Below are 15,883 nucleotides of genomic sequence, written 5' to 3'. Positions count from 1 at the left end.
GACAGGCCTTTGTGCCCCCGAACACCCATCAGGCGAGTTCGTTATCGGGCCACATTCTTAAAATGGGTCTGCAACCGGGCTTTTCAAGCGCCAGGGCTGCACTTTTTTTTGCACTTTTGTGCATCTCGCATAGACTGGGACAACAGCACAAAGGGTTAAATTGCGATGGCTGCCACAGTGCGGGGTTGTCGGGCTATCCATTTTGGATAAGGCTCGCTATAACCCTGAGTTGCAGGTCTATGCAGTGCCATTAACGATGACTGAGTGATGATGAAAAATGTTCTGATAAAGCTGACGACGTTCAGCGGGGTAGTTTTACTTTGCGGGTGTTCGAGCGTGATGTCTCACACCGGCGGTAAAGAAGGAACATATCCGGGGACCCGTGCCAGCGCGGAAATGATCTCCGATGACGATACAAACTGGGGCACCAAATCCCTGGTTATCCTGGATATGCCGTTTACGGCTGTGGCGGATACGCTTCTGCTGCCGTGGGATATATTTCGTAAGGACAACTCCGTGCGCTCACGGGTAGAAAAAAGCGAGCAGGAAAACCTGGCGACAAACGCCGTCATCCCGCCCGCTGAAATGCCTCCACGCTAGTTCTGCGCGGTTTCCGTTAACCACAGCTGACGGAAACCGCCTGTCTCCTCCATCCACGCAATAAAGCGCCCGTCCGGGGAAAACACCACCGCATCAGCAGACGGCGGATTGCCGTGACTGGACGTCAAAAACGTCACCTTCCCGGTCCGCGCGTCGCAGCAGGCGATCCGATTTTCGAGCACAAACCCCAAAGAGTTGCCGGAAGGATGCCAGTTAAATGCAGACTGGATGCCGCTCTCCGTATGGGTTAACTGGCGCGGCTCGCCGCCCTCGGGTGAGATTAACCACAGCTGAACCGTACCGTTTTCATCACGCATCAGAAACGCGATCTGCGTCCCCTGCGGGTTGCTGCGAACCCAGTGGCGCGGCACGTTCACCAGACCCGGATAGCGGTTCTGATGGGTAAAGGTTAACCGGCGCTGCATCACCCCCGCGGGCGGCGCAGGCAAGGTTTCTGCCGTGCCCTGCAGCGGCGCATCGCCCGCACGCTTCCAGCTCTGCTCGTCTTCCGGCAGGTCGACGATAAACAGTTCAGGCACTTTTTCACCCTGCGCAGAAAGGGTATCGCCGATAAACGCCAGCCTGTCGTTGCCCACCCAGCCCTCTTCATAGGCGCGGTTGATTTCATCGCTGCCCGGCTGTGGGTTAGGCGTCGTGCGGCTGACCAGCACGCTCCAGAAGGTTCCCGAATATTCACGGGGATGGTTCCCCTGCGGGTTCACCGGGCCGTAAGGCGCAGCCACGCCGACGTTGCGTAAATCAAGCTTAGGGTCGCGCGCGTGCAGGACATGGTCGTTATAGGTAAAGCTGACGAACTGCCCGTTCGGGCTGTAGACGTGGACGTGGCTGCCGCCGCGCAGCGCGCCTGCGGTGTAAGGCGCGGTGATATCCATCGCATCCAGATTGCTCACCTGGCCGTGATGCGCAATTACCCCCTGGCGATGATGAAAATCGTAGTGCCAGTCTGCATCCGGGTTTTTCGGGCCGTGAATAAAGACGTATTTCTCCTGGGAAGGATGAACGGTCACCACGCCGACGTGCGCGCCGTCAGTGGCGCGATAAACCACCTCCACCTCGCCCGAATGGACGTTAACCCGCTCAATGGTTTCACCGGTGAACGACGCGCCCGACGGACGCACGTCGTAGACTAGCCACTGGCTGTCCGGCGTCCAGGTATTGATATTGGTGAGCTGGTGGTTACGGGAAGCGAAGGTGATTTGTTTCATGAGGATACCCTGATGCGCGGTTTTCGCATCAGGGTAAAACATCAGCGGGATTTAGCCTACTCGTTTAACGTCGCCCACCAGCAGAATGTAGGAGAGCGCACCGATCAGCGCCACGGCGGAGATATAGACCAGCGCCGGACCAAAGCCGTAGTCCTGCGCCAGGTAGCCGATAACCAGCGGCACGGTGATGCCGCCCAGCCCACCAACGAAGTTAAATACGCCGCCGGTCAGGCCAATCAGCCGCATCGGTGCCAGAGACGACACCAGCGACCAGGTGATCGAGGCGAAACCGTTACCGAAGAACGCCAGCGCCATCAGGGTCATAATCCACACCGGATCGTTAGTGTAATTGGCGCCCATGATGCAGGTGGAGATCAGCAGCCCGCAGATAATCGGCGTTTTACGCGCCACGCCCAGCGAGTAGCCTTTTTTCACCAGCTTATCGGCCAGCCAGCCGGAGAGCAGTACGCCGAAGAAGGCCGCCAGGAACGGTACGGTGGTCATAAAGCCCGCCTTCAGCGCGGTGATCCCCTTCTCCTGCGTCAGGTAGTTCGGGAACCAGGTCAGGAAGAACCACAGCGTTGAGGTGACCGCAAACTGCCCCAGATACACGCCCACCAGCTTACGGTGGAAGACCAGCTTCCAGTCCGCTTTGGTCAGCGGCTGGCGCGCCTCTTTTTTCACCGGCGCATCGCCATCCACCAGGCCACCGCCGTCGCGGATGTAGTCCAGCTCGGCTTTGGTGATGCTTTTGGTCAGACGCGGCGGCTGGTAAACCTTGAACCAGATCAGCGACCAGATAATGCCAATCCCACCGGTGACGATGAACACCCAGTGCCAGCTCAGCAGTTCCTGGATCCAGATCAGCAGCGGCGTCAGGAATGCCAGACCGACAAACTGACCGGAGGTATAAAAGCCAACGGCGGAGGCGCGCTCGTGTTCCGGGAACCAGCTGGTCACCATGCGGTTGTTGGTGGGGAATGCCGGCGCTTCGAAAATACCGGTGATGGCGCGCAGGCCAATCAGCGACATCAACCCGGTCGCGAAGCCCTGGAACAGGGTCGCCACGGACCAGCCGAAAATGGCGATGAAGTAAGTCAGACGTGACCCCACCCGGTCAAGGAACCAGCCGCCGGGGATCTGACAGAGCGTATAAAGCCAGGCAAACGCCGAGAAGACGTAGCCCATTTCCGCTTTGGTGATGCCAAACTCTTCCTGAATATGGGCCGATGCCACGGCAAGGTTAGCGCGGTCGACATAGCAAATGACCACGGTAATAAAAATCATGATCAGCGTCAGGTAGCGGCGACGCCCGGTTTTTGCTGCAGTAACTGGAATATCCATCGCAATCTGTCTCCAGATTTTGGGCATAGCGAAGCCGCTCACCATGCCCTGTAATTTACAGAGGGTTATATTTTTGTATGTACGTTTTTATTGCCCGGTGGCGCTTCGCTTACCGGGCCTACGGGAGGGCCATCACCACTCCGCTACGCTGCCGTCCTCATGACGCCACAGCGGGTTACGCCAGTCCGGCGCGTTTTTACTGAGCTCAATGACTTTGGCTTCGTCAATTTCTACGCCCAGGCCCGGCTTCGTTAACGGTTTAAAGAAACCGCCGTCCATGCTGAAGTCTTCTTTGTTTTTCACAAAATCGAGCAGTTCCGCGCCCTTGTTATAGTGAATGCCCATGCTTTGCTCCTGGAACACGGCGTTGCGGGAGACAAAGTCGACGTGCAGACAGGCAGCCAGCGCGATCGGTCCGAGCGGGCAGTGCGGCGCCAGCGCCACATCATAGGCTTCTGCCATCCCGGCAATTTTGTAGCATTCGGTGATGCCGCCCGCGTGGGAGAGATCCGGCTGCAGAATCGCAATACCGCCCGCTTCCAGCACGCGCTTGAACTCGAAGCGAGAGAACATACGTTCACCCGCCGCGATAGGAATGTGGGTCTGTTCAGCCAGCTTCGGATAGTACTCCGCCTGCTCGGCCAGCACCGGCTCTTCGATAAACAGCGGGCGATACGGCTCCAGCTCTTTAATCAGCACTTTGGCCATCGGCGCGCTGACGCGGCCGTGGAAATCCAGACCAAACTCAATCTCGTTGCCGAAGGCTTCACGGATTTGCGCCACGGTATTCACGGCACGATCGACCGCACGCGAGTTGTCGATAACGCCCATCTCTTCGCAGCCGTTGAGCTTGAAGGTGTCAAAGCCGATGTTGCGCAGCTGCGTGATGCCGTCGATAACCTCCGCAGGACGGTCGCCGCCCACCCAGCTGTAGGCTTTGATTTTGTCGCGCACCAGGCCGCCCATTAGCTGCCAGACCGGCGCGTTCAGCACTTTGCCTTTGATATCCCACAGCGCCTGGTCGATGCCAGCGATGGCGCTCATCAGGATCGGGCCGCCGCGGTAGAAACCCGCGCGGTACATCACCTGCCAAAGGTCGTTAATGCGCGCTGGATCCTGACCAATCAGGTACTCGCCCAGCTCATGCACCGCGGCTTCAACGGTGCGCGCACGCCCTTCAATCACCGGTTCGCCCCAGCCCACAACCCCTTCATCGGTTTCGATTTTCAGGAACATCCAGCGCGGGGGTAAACGGTACGTGGTAAGTTTGGTTATTCTCATTTCACTGCCTCTCGATACGCTTTCACAAATGCTCTCGCCTGCTGCGCGGTACGTTCCACGGGCTGTCCGGCGCGATAGAGATCGCTGCCCAGCCCCGCGCCCACGCAGCCCGCGCTCATCCACTGGCCCAGGTTTTCTGGCGTTACGCCGCCCACGGCAAAGACCGGCACGCTGGCGGGTAAGACCGCTTTCAGCGCTTTGATGTAGTCCGGTCCAAAGGCCGACGACGGGAAAATTTTGAGCGACTGCGCGCCCGCATCGAGGGCAGTAAAGGCTTCCGTGGCGGTTGCGCATCCCGGGCAGACGGTCATGCCGTAACCCACCGCGCGGCGGATCACCTCAGGCTGAATGTTGGGCGTGACGATAAGCTTGCAGCCCATTTTCGCCAGTTCATCCACCTGCTCCGGGTGCAGCACGGTGCCTGCGCCAATCAGCGCCTTCTCACCGAAGGCCTCCACCACGGCCGGAATGCTTTTTTCCCATTCCGGGGAGTTGAGCGGGATTTCTACCGCGTCGAACCCGGCGTCGATAACCGCGCCAACGTGCTCCAGCGCTTCGCCGGGCGTAATGCCGCGCAAGATAGCGATAAGGGGAAGATCAGTTTGCCACTGCATGAGCGATGCTCCTTATTCCTGCCTGAAATGCCGTGTCGCCGGATACCGTTGAAACATCGCGCCCAATGGCGCGGAACGCCTGCTCGTAGCGCGAGGTCAGCGATGCGCCTGCGACAATCGTGATAGCCTGCCCCTGCGCGACAAAATCACGCATGCTGGCGACCTCTGCGCCAATCAGCAGGCCAGAAAGAAACTCGCTAACCTGCTCGCGCGGGAGGCTTCCCAGCACGTGCGAGGCGCGAACCTCAAAAAGAGACGGCAGAACATCAGGCGAGGCGAGGCCACGCTCAAGACCGGCGGTAAAGGCCTCAGGGGACGTTTTCTGCTCAGGCAACCCCGCGCCCACCAGCGAGTGATTGAGCAGCAAATGGTGTAATTCGCCGGTCATCACGGTGCGAAAATCATGGATTTGCTCAGCGTCAGCCTGGACCCACTTGCAGTGGGTGCCGGGCATAACGTAGGCAGAAGAAGGAGAAAGCATGCGCGCGCCAAGCAGCTGCGTCTCTTCGCCGCGCATCACGTTGTGGTTATCGTCGCGAGAGACGCACAAACCGGGAATAATCCAGATATTGTCGCCAACGGACGTTAACTGCTCGCCAATAGTGGAGAAATGGGCAGGAACAGGCAGATAAGGCGCTATTTTCCAGCCTACGTTACTGCCGACCATACCCGCCATTACCACCGGCGTGGCGCTATCGCGCCAGTTTTGTGTGACCTCTGCTAACACCGCCTCGGGGGATTTACCGTTCAGGCGCGTCACGCCTGCTTCTGATTGCCTGCTCTCCAGGCACTGCTCGCCCTGATAAAGCCAGGCGCGCAGATTGGTCGATCCCCAGTCAATTGCGATGTAGCGAGATGTCATGTGATTTCCTTCAGCCTTCGTGTCGAGCTGGCGATCATGGTGAGCGCCGCCTGCTCTGCCGCATCGCCGTCCTGATGCCGTATCGCATCGAACAGCGCTTTATGTTCCTGGAGCGTTTTCGGCATGTTGGCCTCATCGCCCATCCAGGTACGTTCAAATACCGCCCGCTGTAGCGAGCTAATCGCCACGCTAAGCTGCTGTAGCACCGGGTTATGCACCGACTGCAGCACCGCTTCGTGGTAGCGAATGTCCGCCTCGTTGAACGCCTCCCGGTTCTGGTTATTGGCGATCATGTCGTTTAAAGCCGACTCAATCTGCGCCAGGTCGCCTGACGTTGCGCGTTCCGCCGCCCAGCGGGCGATGGCCGGTTCCACCAGGTTTCGCACCTCGCTCATCGCGCCGATAAGCCGCGGGTCGTAGTCGTTTTCCAGCACCCACTGCAGCACGTCGGTATCGAGGTAGTTCCACTGGTTGCGCGGGGCGACAAACGCGCCGCGGTACCGTTTCATTTCAATCAGCCGCTTCGCCATCAGCGAGCGGAAGACTTCCCGGATGATGTTGCGCGAGGTTTCAAACTCCTCACACAGTTCAGCCTCTGCCGGTAGCGGCGAACCGGGAACGTATTTGCCCCCCACAATCTGGGTGCCCAGCGTGATGACGATGCGATCGGTTTTATTGAGAGTCATGGAGAGTCCTTGTGCTCTGTATGTCCATCACTACTTTACCGCGACCGCTGAATTTCACCTCACTTTTGCAGTACAAACGTGAGGGCGTTCGTCTTTGCCGTAGCGACAATGTAGTACAATCAAATAATGTTGTACTACAATACAGATCACAAAAAGAACAATTCAATAAATTCAGCGTAAAAAAAAGCCCCGGTTGATAACCGAGGCTGATGAAATGAAAAAACGATTACTGCAGGACAAACTTCTCAATCGCGTAGGCCACACCGTCTTCCAGGTTGGATTTGGTCACGAAATTAGCCACTTCTTTCACCGACGGAATGGCGTTATCCATCGCCACGCCCATGCCCGCAAATTCAATCATCGCGATGTCGTTTTCCTGATCGCCCAGCGCCATGATCTCTTCAGGCTTAATGCCTAAAGCATCGGCCAGCGATTTTACGCCCGTGCCTTTATTAACGCGTTTATCGAGGATTTCGAGGAAGTACGGCGCGCTTTTCAGCACGGTGTACTTCTCTTTTACCTCAGCCGGAATGCGCGCAATCGCTTTATCCAGGATCTCGGGTTCGTCGATCATCATCACTTTCAGGAACTGGGTGGCCGGATCCATCTTCTCGGCTTCGCAGAACACCAGCGGAATGGTCGCCACGTAGGATTCATGTACCGTGTAGTAACTGATATCACGGTTGGCGGTGTAGAGCGTATTGCGATCGAGCGCATGGAAGTGTGAACCCACTTCGCGGGACAGTTTTTCCAGGAACAGGTAGTCGTCGTAGCTCAGCGCGGTTTGCGCAACGGTACTGCCGTCCGCGGCTTTCTGCACCAGCGCGCCGTTATAGGTGATGCAGTAGTCGCCAGGCTGATTCATGTGCAGCTCTTTCAGGTAGCTGTGCACGCCGGCATACGGACGCCCCGTGGTCAGGACCACATTCACGCCCTTTGCGCGCGCCGCGGCGATCGCGTTTTTAACGGCTGGAGAGATAGTGTGGTCTGGCAGCAGCAGCGTGCCGTCCATATCGATTGCAATGAGTTTGATAGCCATGAGTTCCCCGGGATAAATGAGTGCTGCCTCATGCTAACGCGATTAAGCCCACAAAAATAGAGCTACCTTGCGCAACAAAACACCCCTTTTACGCCCATCCCGGGGAACGACGACTCACTCGCGGGTGAGAACAATTTTACCGAACGCGCCGCGATCCAGATGTTCGAGCGCCTTTTCGAGTTCATCAAAGCGGTAGCGATGCTCAATCACCGGTTTCAGACCCGTGACGTCAACGGCACGGACGAAATCTTCCAGCGCCCGGCGATGACCAACGCCAATCCCCTGAATAACCGGGGATTTCAGCAACAGCTCTCCAGCGGACAGCGAAATGTCCGTCCCGGCCAGCACGCCAATGACCGAGATACGTCCATGAACGGCAACGGCGCGCAGGGAATGCTTCAGGTTCTCCCCACCCACGGTTTCGATAATATGGTCGATGCCGCGATCCTGCGTCAGTGCCAACATTTTTTCAGCCCAGTCGCCTTTCAGACGGTTGATGCCATGGCTGGCCCCCAGCTTTTTAGCCAGCGCCAGTTTTTCATCGCTCCCCGAGGTGACAAACACCTCTGCGCCGTGCGCTTTGGCAATTTGCAAAGCGAAAATCGCCACGCCGCCGGTACCTTGCACCAGCACCGATTGCCCGGCGCGCAAGTTTCCACGCTCCACCAGCGCGAACCATGCGGTTAGCCCTGCGCAGGGTAAGGTGCTGGCCTCTGCATCATTCAGGGTCTCCGGGGATGCCACCAGCGCGTCTTCACTCACAATCACATACTCGGCCAGCATGCCCTGGAAGTATCCGCCGGACGTTTTATAGGGCAGATTGCGCGCGTCCGCCTGGGGCTTACCGTCGATCCACTCAGGGAAGAAGGTTGAGATGACGCGCGTACCGGGTTTGAAACGCGTAACGCCTTCGCCGATGCTGTCCACCACGCCCGCCATGTCAGACGCCGGTGTAAACGGGAAGGAAAGCGGAATCGGCATCGTGCCTTCAATCACCATTTTATCGCGATAGTTGAGCGCAACGGCATTTACCCGTACGCGCACTTCGCCCGGGCCAGGCTGTGGAACAGGTTCCTGAATGAGTTTGAGGCTCTCGCGCCCGAGGGCGCTCATGGACCAGCGCTGCATTGTCTCTGTCATTTTTTCTCTCCTGCCATCAATTAAGCTTTAGTACTGACAGTCTACCGTTGACGTCTGGTCACCAGTGGCGATAAGTTTTCTCTTAATTGATGCCAGAACAGATACAATCTATGACCGATACGCTAAAGGATATTCCGGTATTTGTGGCTGCCGTTGAGGCAGGAAGTTTTGCTCAGGCCGCCATTCGTCTGCATTTGTCACGCTCGGCGGTAGGAAAAAGTATCGCTCGCCTTGAGCAGCGGCTGGGAGTGCGCCTGTTTCAACGCACCACCCGCAGCCAGAGCCTGACGGATAACGGCGCGCTTTTTTATGAGCGCTGCCTGCGCGCGCTGGAGGAGATTCGGGGCGCTGAGTCGCTGCTTGAAACAGGCAAACAGCAGGTCAGCGGCCGCCTGCGCGTTGCCATGCCGGTACTGTTTGGTCGCCAGTGTGTCGCCCCGCTGCTGATAGAACTGGCGCAGGAACATCCCGGCCTTGAACTGGAGATGTCATTCAGCGATCGCGTGGTGGATCTCGTCGAGGAAGGGTTCGATATGGCGGTGCGTAACGGCACGCTTCAGGACAGCAGCGTTCTGGTCGCCAGAAGGCTGGGGGAGCACCGCATGGTGCTGTGCGCCGCGCCGGATTATCTGCAGAAAAGAGGTCAGCCAGAAACCGTTGCTGATTTACCCCACCATACGGCCATTAACTATTTGAGCGCAGGCAGAGTGTTGTCCTGGCAGCTGATGGATTCCGAAGGGACGTCGCACACCTTTACTCCCCGCTCATCGCTCAATATGGATGATTTGCAGGCGATTTGCGACGCTGCGCTGGCCGGACACGGCATTGCGTGGCTGCCCTGCTGGATGGCCAGCAGAGAAATTCATCAGGGAAAACTTGTCCCGCTGCTAAAGCAGGCGCCGGATGTGCGCTTCGACGTTCATGCGGTCTGGCGGCAGACGCCGCATCTGCCGCTGAGAGTCAGGATTGCCGTCGATATGCTCGCCAGCCGTTTACCGTCAATGCTGTCGCTGGATATGCCTGCGCCCACAAAAAAGCCGCGCTAAAAGCGCGGCCTGTGTTTTGCAGTGAAACGACATTAAATATCGATGTTCGCCGCTTTCAGCGCGTTCTCTTCGATGAAGGCACGACGTGGTTCAACCGCATCGCCCATCAGGGTAGTGAACAGCTGGTCGGCAGCAATCGCGTCTTTAACGGTGACGCGCAGCATGCGGCGGCTTTCCGGATCCATGGTGGTTTCCCACAGCTGGTCCGGGTTCATTTCACCCAGACCTTTATAACGCTGGATTGCGAGGCCACGGCGGGACTCTTTCACCAGCCATTCGAGCGCCTGCTCAAAGCTGGCTACCGGCTGACGACGTTCGCCACGTTCGATAAACGCATCGTCTTCGATCAGGCCGCGCAGCTTCTCGCCGAGCGCGCAGATACGACGGTATTCCGGACCGGTCACAAACTCGTGCTCCAGCGGGTAGTCGGTATCGACGCCGTGGGTACGCACGCGAATAATAGGCTCGAACTGCCCGTCAGCGTTCTGCTGAATATCGCATTTCCACATGCTGCCGTGCTGCTCTTTCTCGTTCAGATCGGTCACCAGGGCGTTCACCCAGCGGGTTACGGTCTGTTCGTCGCTCAGATCGGCTTCGGACAGGGTTGGCTGATAGACCAGCTCCTTCAGCAGCGTTTTCGGATAGCGGCGTTCCATACGGGTGATCATTTTCTGCGTAGCGTTGAACTCGGACACCAGACGCTCCAGCGGCTCGCCTGCCAGCGCAGGGGCGTGAGAGTTCGCGTGCAGGGTAGCGCCATCAAGCGCGATCGCGATTTGATACTGATCCATCGCTTCGTCGTCTTTGATGTACTGCTCCTGCTTGCCTTTCTTCACTTTGTACAGCGGCGGCTGGGCAATGTAGACATGGCCACGCTCAACGATTTCAGGCATCTGACGGTAGAAGAAGGTCAACAGCAGCGTACGGATGTGCGAGCCGTCGACGTCCGCATCGGTCATGATGATGATGCTGTGATAGCGCAGTTTGTCCGGGTTGTACTCATCGCGGCCAATGCCGCAGCCCAGCGCGGTGATGAGCGTCGCCACTTCCTGAGAAGAGAGCATCTTGTCGAAACGGGCTTTCTCAACGTTGAGGATTTTACCCTTCAGCGGCAGAATCGCCTGGTTCTTACGGTTACGGCCCTGCTTCGCAGAACCGCCCGCGGAGTCCCCTTCCACAAGGTACAGTTCGGACAGCGCCGGGTCACGTTCCTGACAGTCAGCCAGTTTGCCCGGCAGGCCTGCGAGATCCAGCGCGCCTTTACGACGAGTCATCTCACGGGCTTTACGCGCCGCTTCACGAGCACGCGCCGCATCAATAATTTTGCCCACAACGATTTTCGCGTCGGACGGGTTTTCCAGCAGGTATTCACTCAGCAGTTCGTTCATCTGCTGCTCAACTGCCGATTTCACCTCAGAAGAGACCAGCTTGTCTTTGGTCTGCGAGGAGAACTTTGGATCCGGTACCTTCACGGAGACAACGGCAATCAGGCCCTCACGGGCATCGTCACCGGTGGCGCTGACCTTCGCTTTTTTGCTGTAGCCTTCTTTGTCCATGTAGGCGTTCAGGGTACGGGTCATCGCCGCACGGAAGCCTGCCAGGTGCGTACCGCCGTCGCGCTGTGGAATGTTGTTGGTAAAGCAGTATATGTTTTCCTGGAAACCGTCGTTCCACTGCAGCGCCACTTCCACGCCGATACCGTCTTTTTCGGTGGAGAAGTAGAAGATATTCGGGTGAATTGGCGTTTTGTTCTTGTTCAGATACTCAACGAACGCCTTGATCCCGCCTTCGTAGTGGAAGTGGTCTTCTTTGTTGTCGCGTTTGTCGCGCAGGCGAATCGAGACGCCGGAGTTCAGGAACGACAGTTCACGCAGGCGTTTCGCCAGAATGTCGTATTCGAATTCGGTGACGTTGGTGAAGGTTTCGAGGCTCGGCCAGAAACGCACCATGGTACCGGTTTTGTCGGTATCGCCGGTGACGGCCAGCGGAGCCTGCGGCACGCCGTGGGTATACAGCTGACGGTGAATTTTGCCTTCGCGCTGGATAACCAGCTCCAGCTTCTGCGACAGGGCGTTAACCACTGAAACGCCTACGCCGTGCAGGCCGCCGGAAACTTTATAGGAGTTATCGTCGAACTTACCGCCTGCGTGCAGGACGGTCATGATCACTTCCGCCGCAGAGACGCCCTCTTCCGGGTGAATGCCGGTTGGGATGCCGCGTCCATCATCGGTGACGGAGACGGAGTTGTCCGCATGGATGGTGACCACGATGTCTTTACAGTGACCCGCGAGCGCTTCGTCGATAGCGTTATCTACCACCTCGAATACCATGTGGTGCAGACCGGTGCCGTCATCCGTGTCGCCGATATACATACCCGGGCGCTTACGCACCGCATCCAGTCCTTTCAGGACTTTGATACTGGAGGAGTCATAAGAATTCGACATCAACGTTTCTCGCTCATTTCAACTTGGGTTAATCCGTTATTTTACCCTTTTCCACGGTAAACATCTTCGAATTTTCGTCCGACATGTCTATAACGTGTTCAGCGCTAATGGCGCTGACGAAAACCTGCGACTGCGTGGCTTTTAAGCGGCTGGCAAGCAGCCCGCGCCGCGCGTCGTCAAGTTCCGAGGCAAAATCATCTATCAGGTACAGGCAGCGTCTCCCGCTCTCGCGGGTAAGAAACTCCCCCTGCGCCAGGCGCAGCGCGCACATCAGGAGCTTGAGCTGCCCGCGCGACAGCGTATCTTCCACCGGCGCACCGTCGGCACGAATGCGGAAATCCGCCTTGTGCGGGCCGTGCGCGGTGTAGGTCAACATGCGGTCGCGCTCGAAGTTTCTCTCTAACACCTCGGCATAATCCGTCTCTTTCTCCCAGCCGCGCTGGAAGGAGAAGGTGAGAGAGAATTCGGGTAAAAACTGTTTGCAGGTATCGGCCATGTCTTCGGCAATACCCGCGCTGTATTCGGCACGCCAGCGGCTGATTTGTTCCGCAAGAGGAATAAGTTCCATATCCCACGGACGCAGCTGGGCGTAACGCGTCACCTGGCGCAACGCGGCGTTACGCTGCTTAAGCAGGCGCTTCAAATTGCTCCAGGCGTTAAAGAAACCGGCTTCGTTGTGAAAGCATCCCCAGTCGAGGAACGCTCTTCTGTATTTGGGGCCGCCGTTGAGTAAAGTAAACCCCTCTGGCGTAATCAGCTGCATTGGCATCAGTAATGCCAGCTCGGCCACTTTGTGACCGTCGGTACCGTCGATGCGCACCTTGCTGTCGCCCTGCTTGTCTTTGGTCAGGCCGATGGCGGTTTCCCGCTCCGCCCCCTGCAAACGCCCGTGCAGAACAAAAGATTCCTGTTCGTGGCGGATGACGCGACCAATCTGCAAACTGCGAAACGCCCGACCGTGGCCGAGCGTGTAAATGGCCTCAAGCACGCTGGTTTTGCCGCTGCCGTTTGCGCCAACCAGGAAGTTAAAGCCAGGGGATAAAGCGAGATCCGCGCTTTCGATATTGCGAAAGTCGCGGATCAACAGACGGGTGAGCGACATTACAGTCTCATTGGCATGACAACATAGGCAGCCGACTGCGATGCGGCATCTTCGATCTGTACGCTTGAAACGGAGTCGGTCAGCAGGATGCGCACGTTCTCGCACTTCAGCGCATTCAGCACATCCAGCACGTAGCTGACGTTAAAGCCGATTTCCATCTCGGTTCCGGCGTAGGTGACGTCCAGAATTTCTTCTGCCTCTTCCTGCTCCGGGTTGTTGGCAGTGATTTTGATCTGGTTTTCACTCACGTACAGGCGCACGCCGCGGAATTTCTCGTTAGAGAGGATCGCGGCACGGGCAAAGGCCTGCTTGAGGCTATCGCAGCCTGCTTCCAGCGTTTTGTCCGGATTCTTCGGCAATACGCGGCGATAATCCGGGAAACGACCGTCAACCAGCTTCGATGTGAAGACAAAATCACCCACGTGCGCGCGGATGTTGTTGCTGCCGATCTGCACGCGCAGCGGCGTGTCGCCACCGTCGAGCATACGCATCAGCTCAATCACCCCTTTACGCGGCACGATCACCGAATGGTTTGGCAGCGAGTCGCCAATCGGCATTGAACAGACCGCCAGACGGTGGCCGTCGGTGGCTACGGTACGCAGCTCTTCACCTTCGGTTTCGAACAGCATGCCGTTTAAGTAGTAACGAACGTCCTGATGCGCCATGGAGAACTGCGTGGCTTCAATCAGACGCTTCATCGTCGCCTGCGGCAGGGTGAATTCAACTTCACTTTGCCAGTCGTCCAGGTTCGGGAAGTCGGCAGCGGGCAGCGTGGAGAGCGAGAAACGGCTGCGGCCAGAGCGCACCAGCATACGGTCACCTTCCAGCTGCACGGCGATTTCAGCGCCTTCCGGCAGCCCACGGCAGATATCAAAGAATTTACGTGCCGGAACCGTGGTCGCGCCCGCGTCGTGCGGCTGAGTCAGCGTAACGCGCGCGATCATTTCCATTTCCAGATCTGTACCGGTCAGCGACAGCGTACCGTCCGCGACCTGAAGCAGCAGGTTTCCGAGAATAGGCAGCGTTGGGCGGCCACCTAATGGGCCACTCACCTGTTGCAGCGGTTTTAATAAATGTTCACGTTCAACGGTAAATTTCATAGCGTCACGATGATAATGTTCTGATTAGATTGGAAAAATCTTCTTTTATGTCGTGGCTTTCTTCGCGTAACTGCTCAATCTTGCGACAGGCGTGCAGCACGGTCGTATGGTCACGGCCACCAAACGCATCCCCGATTTCCGGCAGACTGTGGTTGGTTAACTCCTTTGCCAGCGCCATCGCCATCTGACGCGGGCGCGCCACCGAGCGGGAACGACGTTTAGACAGTAAATCTGCCACTTTGATCTTGTAGTACTCAGCCACCGTCTTTTGAATATTGTCGATAGTGACCAGTTTTTCCTGCAATGCCAGCAAATCACGCAGCGCTTCACGCACAAAATCGATGGTGATCGCACGACCGGTAAAGTTGGCATTGGCGATAACGCGGTTCAGTGCCCCTTCGAGCTCACGCACGTTGGAGCGCAGACGCTTGGCGATGAAGAACGCCACTTCACCCGGCAGGCGAATGTCGTTTTCATCGGCTTTCTTCATCAGGATCGCGACGCGGGTTTCCAGCTCCGGTGGCTCGATCGCCACGGTCAGGCCCCAGCCGAAGCGGGATTTCAGACGATCTTCAACGCCGTTGATCTCTTTTGGATAACGATCCGAGGTCAAAATGATCTGCTGATTGCCTTCCAGCAGCGCATTGAAGGTGTGGAAAAACTCTTCCTGCGATCGTTCTTTATTGGCAAAGAACTGAATGTCATCGATCAGCAGGGCGTCAACGGAACGATAGTAGCGTTTAAACTCTTCGATCGCATTGTTTTGCAGGGCTTTTACCATGTCCTGAACGAAGCGCTCGGAGTGCATATACACCACTTTGGCATTGGGCTTGCGCGCCATAATGCCGTTGCCCACCGCATGCAGCAGGTGCGTTTTACCCAGACCCGTGCCGCCATAGAGGAACAGCGGGTTATAGGCCCCACCGGGGTTATCAGCAACCTGGCGAGCCGCCGCGCGCGCCAGCTGGTTCGATTTACCTTCAACGAAGTTATCGAACGTGTGTTTCACGTTAACGTTAGAGCGGTAGGTTGGCTCAGCCGGAGCCGGGACATTATCCCAGCCCTGACGAGCGGGTGCGACGCGAGGGGCCGGCGCGGGTGCGGCCTGAGCAGGCGCAGCCACGTTCACGGTTTCACGTACGGTTTGGGTGACCGGCTTTGTGCCCACTTCAAAGCGCAGCTGCGGGGCGTCTGTTCCGCAGAAATCGTTCAGCAGTCCATTGATGTTATTAAGGTATTTGTCCCTTACCCAATCGAGCACAAAACGGTTTGGCGCATACAAAGCCAGCGTGTTATCGCTCAGTTCCGCCTGCAACGGGCGGATCCACATACTGAATTCTGTGGCTGGTAACTCATCCTGCAATCGGGCAAGACACTGCTGCCAAAGCGAAAGTGACAC

The 15,883-nt window shown here is 57.3% G+C and carries 14 protein-coding genes and 1 other annotated feature (1 of these 15 cut by a window edge); of the genes, 2 read left to right on the top strand and 12 right to left on the bottom strand.

Features of this window, described 5'->3' with window-relative positions; all coding sequences use genetic code 11:
• Positions 1-19 (bottom strand) — a sequence feature (ROSE (Repression Of Heat Shock gene Expression) occurs in the 5'-region of heat shock genes and acts as an RNA thermometer to modulate expression.); it reaches 53 nt to the left of the window's first position.
• Positions 20-267: 248 nt separating this feature from the next.
• Positions 268-600, top strand: coding sequence for a YceK/YidQ family lipoprotein (locus ACWHWP_RS00070; protein ID WP_047347433.1), 333 nt, complete (start codon positions 268-270; stop codon positions 598-600).
• Here ACWHWP_RS00070 and ACWHWP_RS00065 read toward each other — a convergent pair.
• The 8 genes from ACWHWP_RS00065 to ACWHWP_RS00030 form a co-directional block, all read right to left on the bottom strand.
• A complete protein-coding gene (locus ACWHWP_RS00065) occupies positions 597-1,826 on the bottom strand; it encodes a DUF3748 domain-containing protein (RefSeq protein ID WP_447854858.1) in 1,230 nt (409 codons plus the stop codon). The genes ACWHWP_RS00070 and ACWHWP_RS00065 overlap by 4 nt on opposite strands.
• Positions 1,827-1,877: 51 nt before the next feature.
• Complete coding sequence (locus ACWHWP_RS00060; protein WP_173829319.1) at positions 1,878-3,215, bottom strand: MFS transporter; 1,338 nt, start codon at positions 3,213-3,215, stop codon at positions 1,878-1,880.
• A gap of 87 nt (positions 3,216-3,302) precedes the next feature.
• Positions 3,303-4,451 carry a galactonate dehydratase gene (gene dgoD / locus ACWHWP_RS00055; RefSeq protein ID WP_447854857.1) on the bottom strand — a complete coding sequence of 383 codons (1,149 nt, stop codon included), beginning with the start codon at positions 4,449-4,451 and terminating at the stop codon, positions 3,303-3,305.
• Complete coding sequence (locus tag ACWHWP_RS00050) at positions 4,448-5,065, bottom strand: 2-dehydro-3-deoxy-6-phosphogalactonate aldolase (RefSeq protein WP_447854856.1); 618 nt, start codon at positions 5,063-5,065, stop codon at positions 4,448-4,450. The genes dgoD and ACWHWP_RS00050 overlap by 4 nt, the downstream gene beginning before the upstream one ends.
• Positions 5,049-5,927: a 2-dehydro-3-deoxygalactonokinase gene (locus ACWHWP_RS00045; protein WP_063431022.1), complete on the bottom strand. Its 879-nt coding sequence runs from the start codon at positions 5,925-5,927 to the stop codon at positions 5,049-5,051. The genes ACWHWP_RS00050 and ACWHWP_RS00045 overlap by 17 nt, the downstream gene beginning before the upstream one ends.
• Complete coding sequence (gene dgoR, locus ACWHWP_RS00040) at positions 5,924-6,613, bottom strand: D-galactonate utilization transcriptional regulator DgoR (protein WP_003861109.1); 690 nt, start codon at positions 6,611-6,613, stop codon at positions 5,924-5,926. Before dgoR ends, ACWHWP_RS00045 begins: the two co-directional genes overlap by 4 nt.
• A gap of 226 nt (positions 6,614-6,839) precedes the next feature.
• Positions 6,840-7,652, bottom strand: a complete 813-nt coding sequence (yidA, locus tag ACWHWP_RS00035; protein WP_047347427.1) for a sugar-phosphatase — start codon at positions 7,650-7,652, stop codon at positions 6,840-6,842.
• Between the two features lie 114 nt (positions 7,653-7,766).
• Complete coding sequence (locus ACWHWP_RS00030) at positions 7,767-8,792, bottom strand: zinc-dependent alcohol dehydrogenase family protein (protein ID WP_447854855.1); 1,026 nt, start codon at positions 8,790-8,792, stop codon at positions 7,767-7,769.
• Positions 8,793-8,902: 110 nt separating this feature from the next.
• Between ACWHWP_RS00030 and ACWHWP_RS00025 the strand changes: the two genes are divergently transcribed.
• Positions 8,903-9,838, top strand: a complete 936-nt coding sequence (locus ACWHWP_RS00025; protein WP_447854854.1) for a LysR substrate-binding domain-containing protein — start codon at positions 8,903-8,905, stop codon at positions 9,836-9,838.
• A gap of 32 nt (positions 9,839-9,870) precedes the next feature.
• On the opposite strand, the gene gyrB is transcribed toward ACWHWP_RS00025, so the two are convergent.
• The 4 genes from gyrB to dnaA all read right to left on the bottom strand — a co-directional run.
• A complete protein-coding gene (gene gyrB, locus ACWHWP_RS00020) occupies positions 9,871-12,282 on the bottom strand; it encodes a DNA topoisomerase (ATP-hydrolyzing) subunit B (RefSeq protein ID WP_447854853.1) in 2,412 nt (803 codons plus the stop codon).
• Positions 12,283-12,310: 28 nt separating this feature from the next.
• The gene (gene recF / locus ACWHWP_RS00015; RefSeq protein ID WP_032648574.1) at positions 12,311-13,384 is read right to left on the bottom strand and encodes a DNA replication/repair protein RecF; all 1,074 of its coding nucleotides are present in this window, start codon (positions 13,382-13,384) and stop codon (positions 12,311-12,313) included.
• Positions 13,384-14,484 carry a DNA polymerase III subunit beta gene (dnaN, locus tag ACWHWP_RS00010; RefSeq protein WP_010426557.1) on the bottom strand — a complete coding sequence of 367 codons (1,101 nt, stop codon included), beginning with the start codon at positions 14,482-14,484 and terminating at the stop codon, positions 13,384-13,386. The genes recF and dnaN overlap by 1 nt, the downstream gene beginning before the upstream one ends.
• Positions 14,485-14,488: 4 nt before the next feature.
• On the bottom strand, positions 14,489-15,883 hold a 1,395-nt coding region (dnaA, locus tag ACWHWP_RS00005), incomplete at its 5' end, for a chromosomal replication initiator protein DnaA (RefSeq protein ID WP_447854852.1).

It is taken from the genome of Enterobacter sp. WI-ESBL-E8 (assembly GCF_053364895.1).
This window is presented reverse-complemented; position numbering and strand designations above follow the sequence as displayed.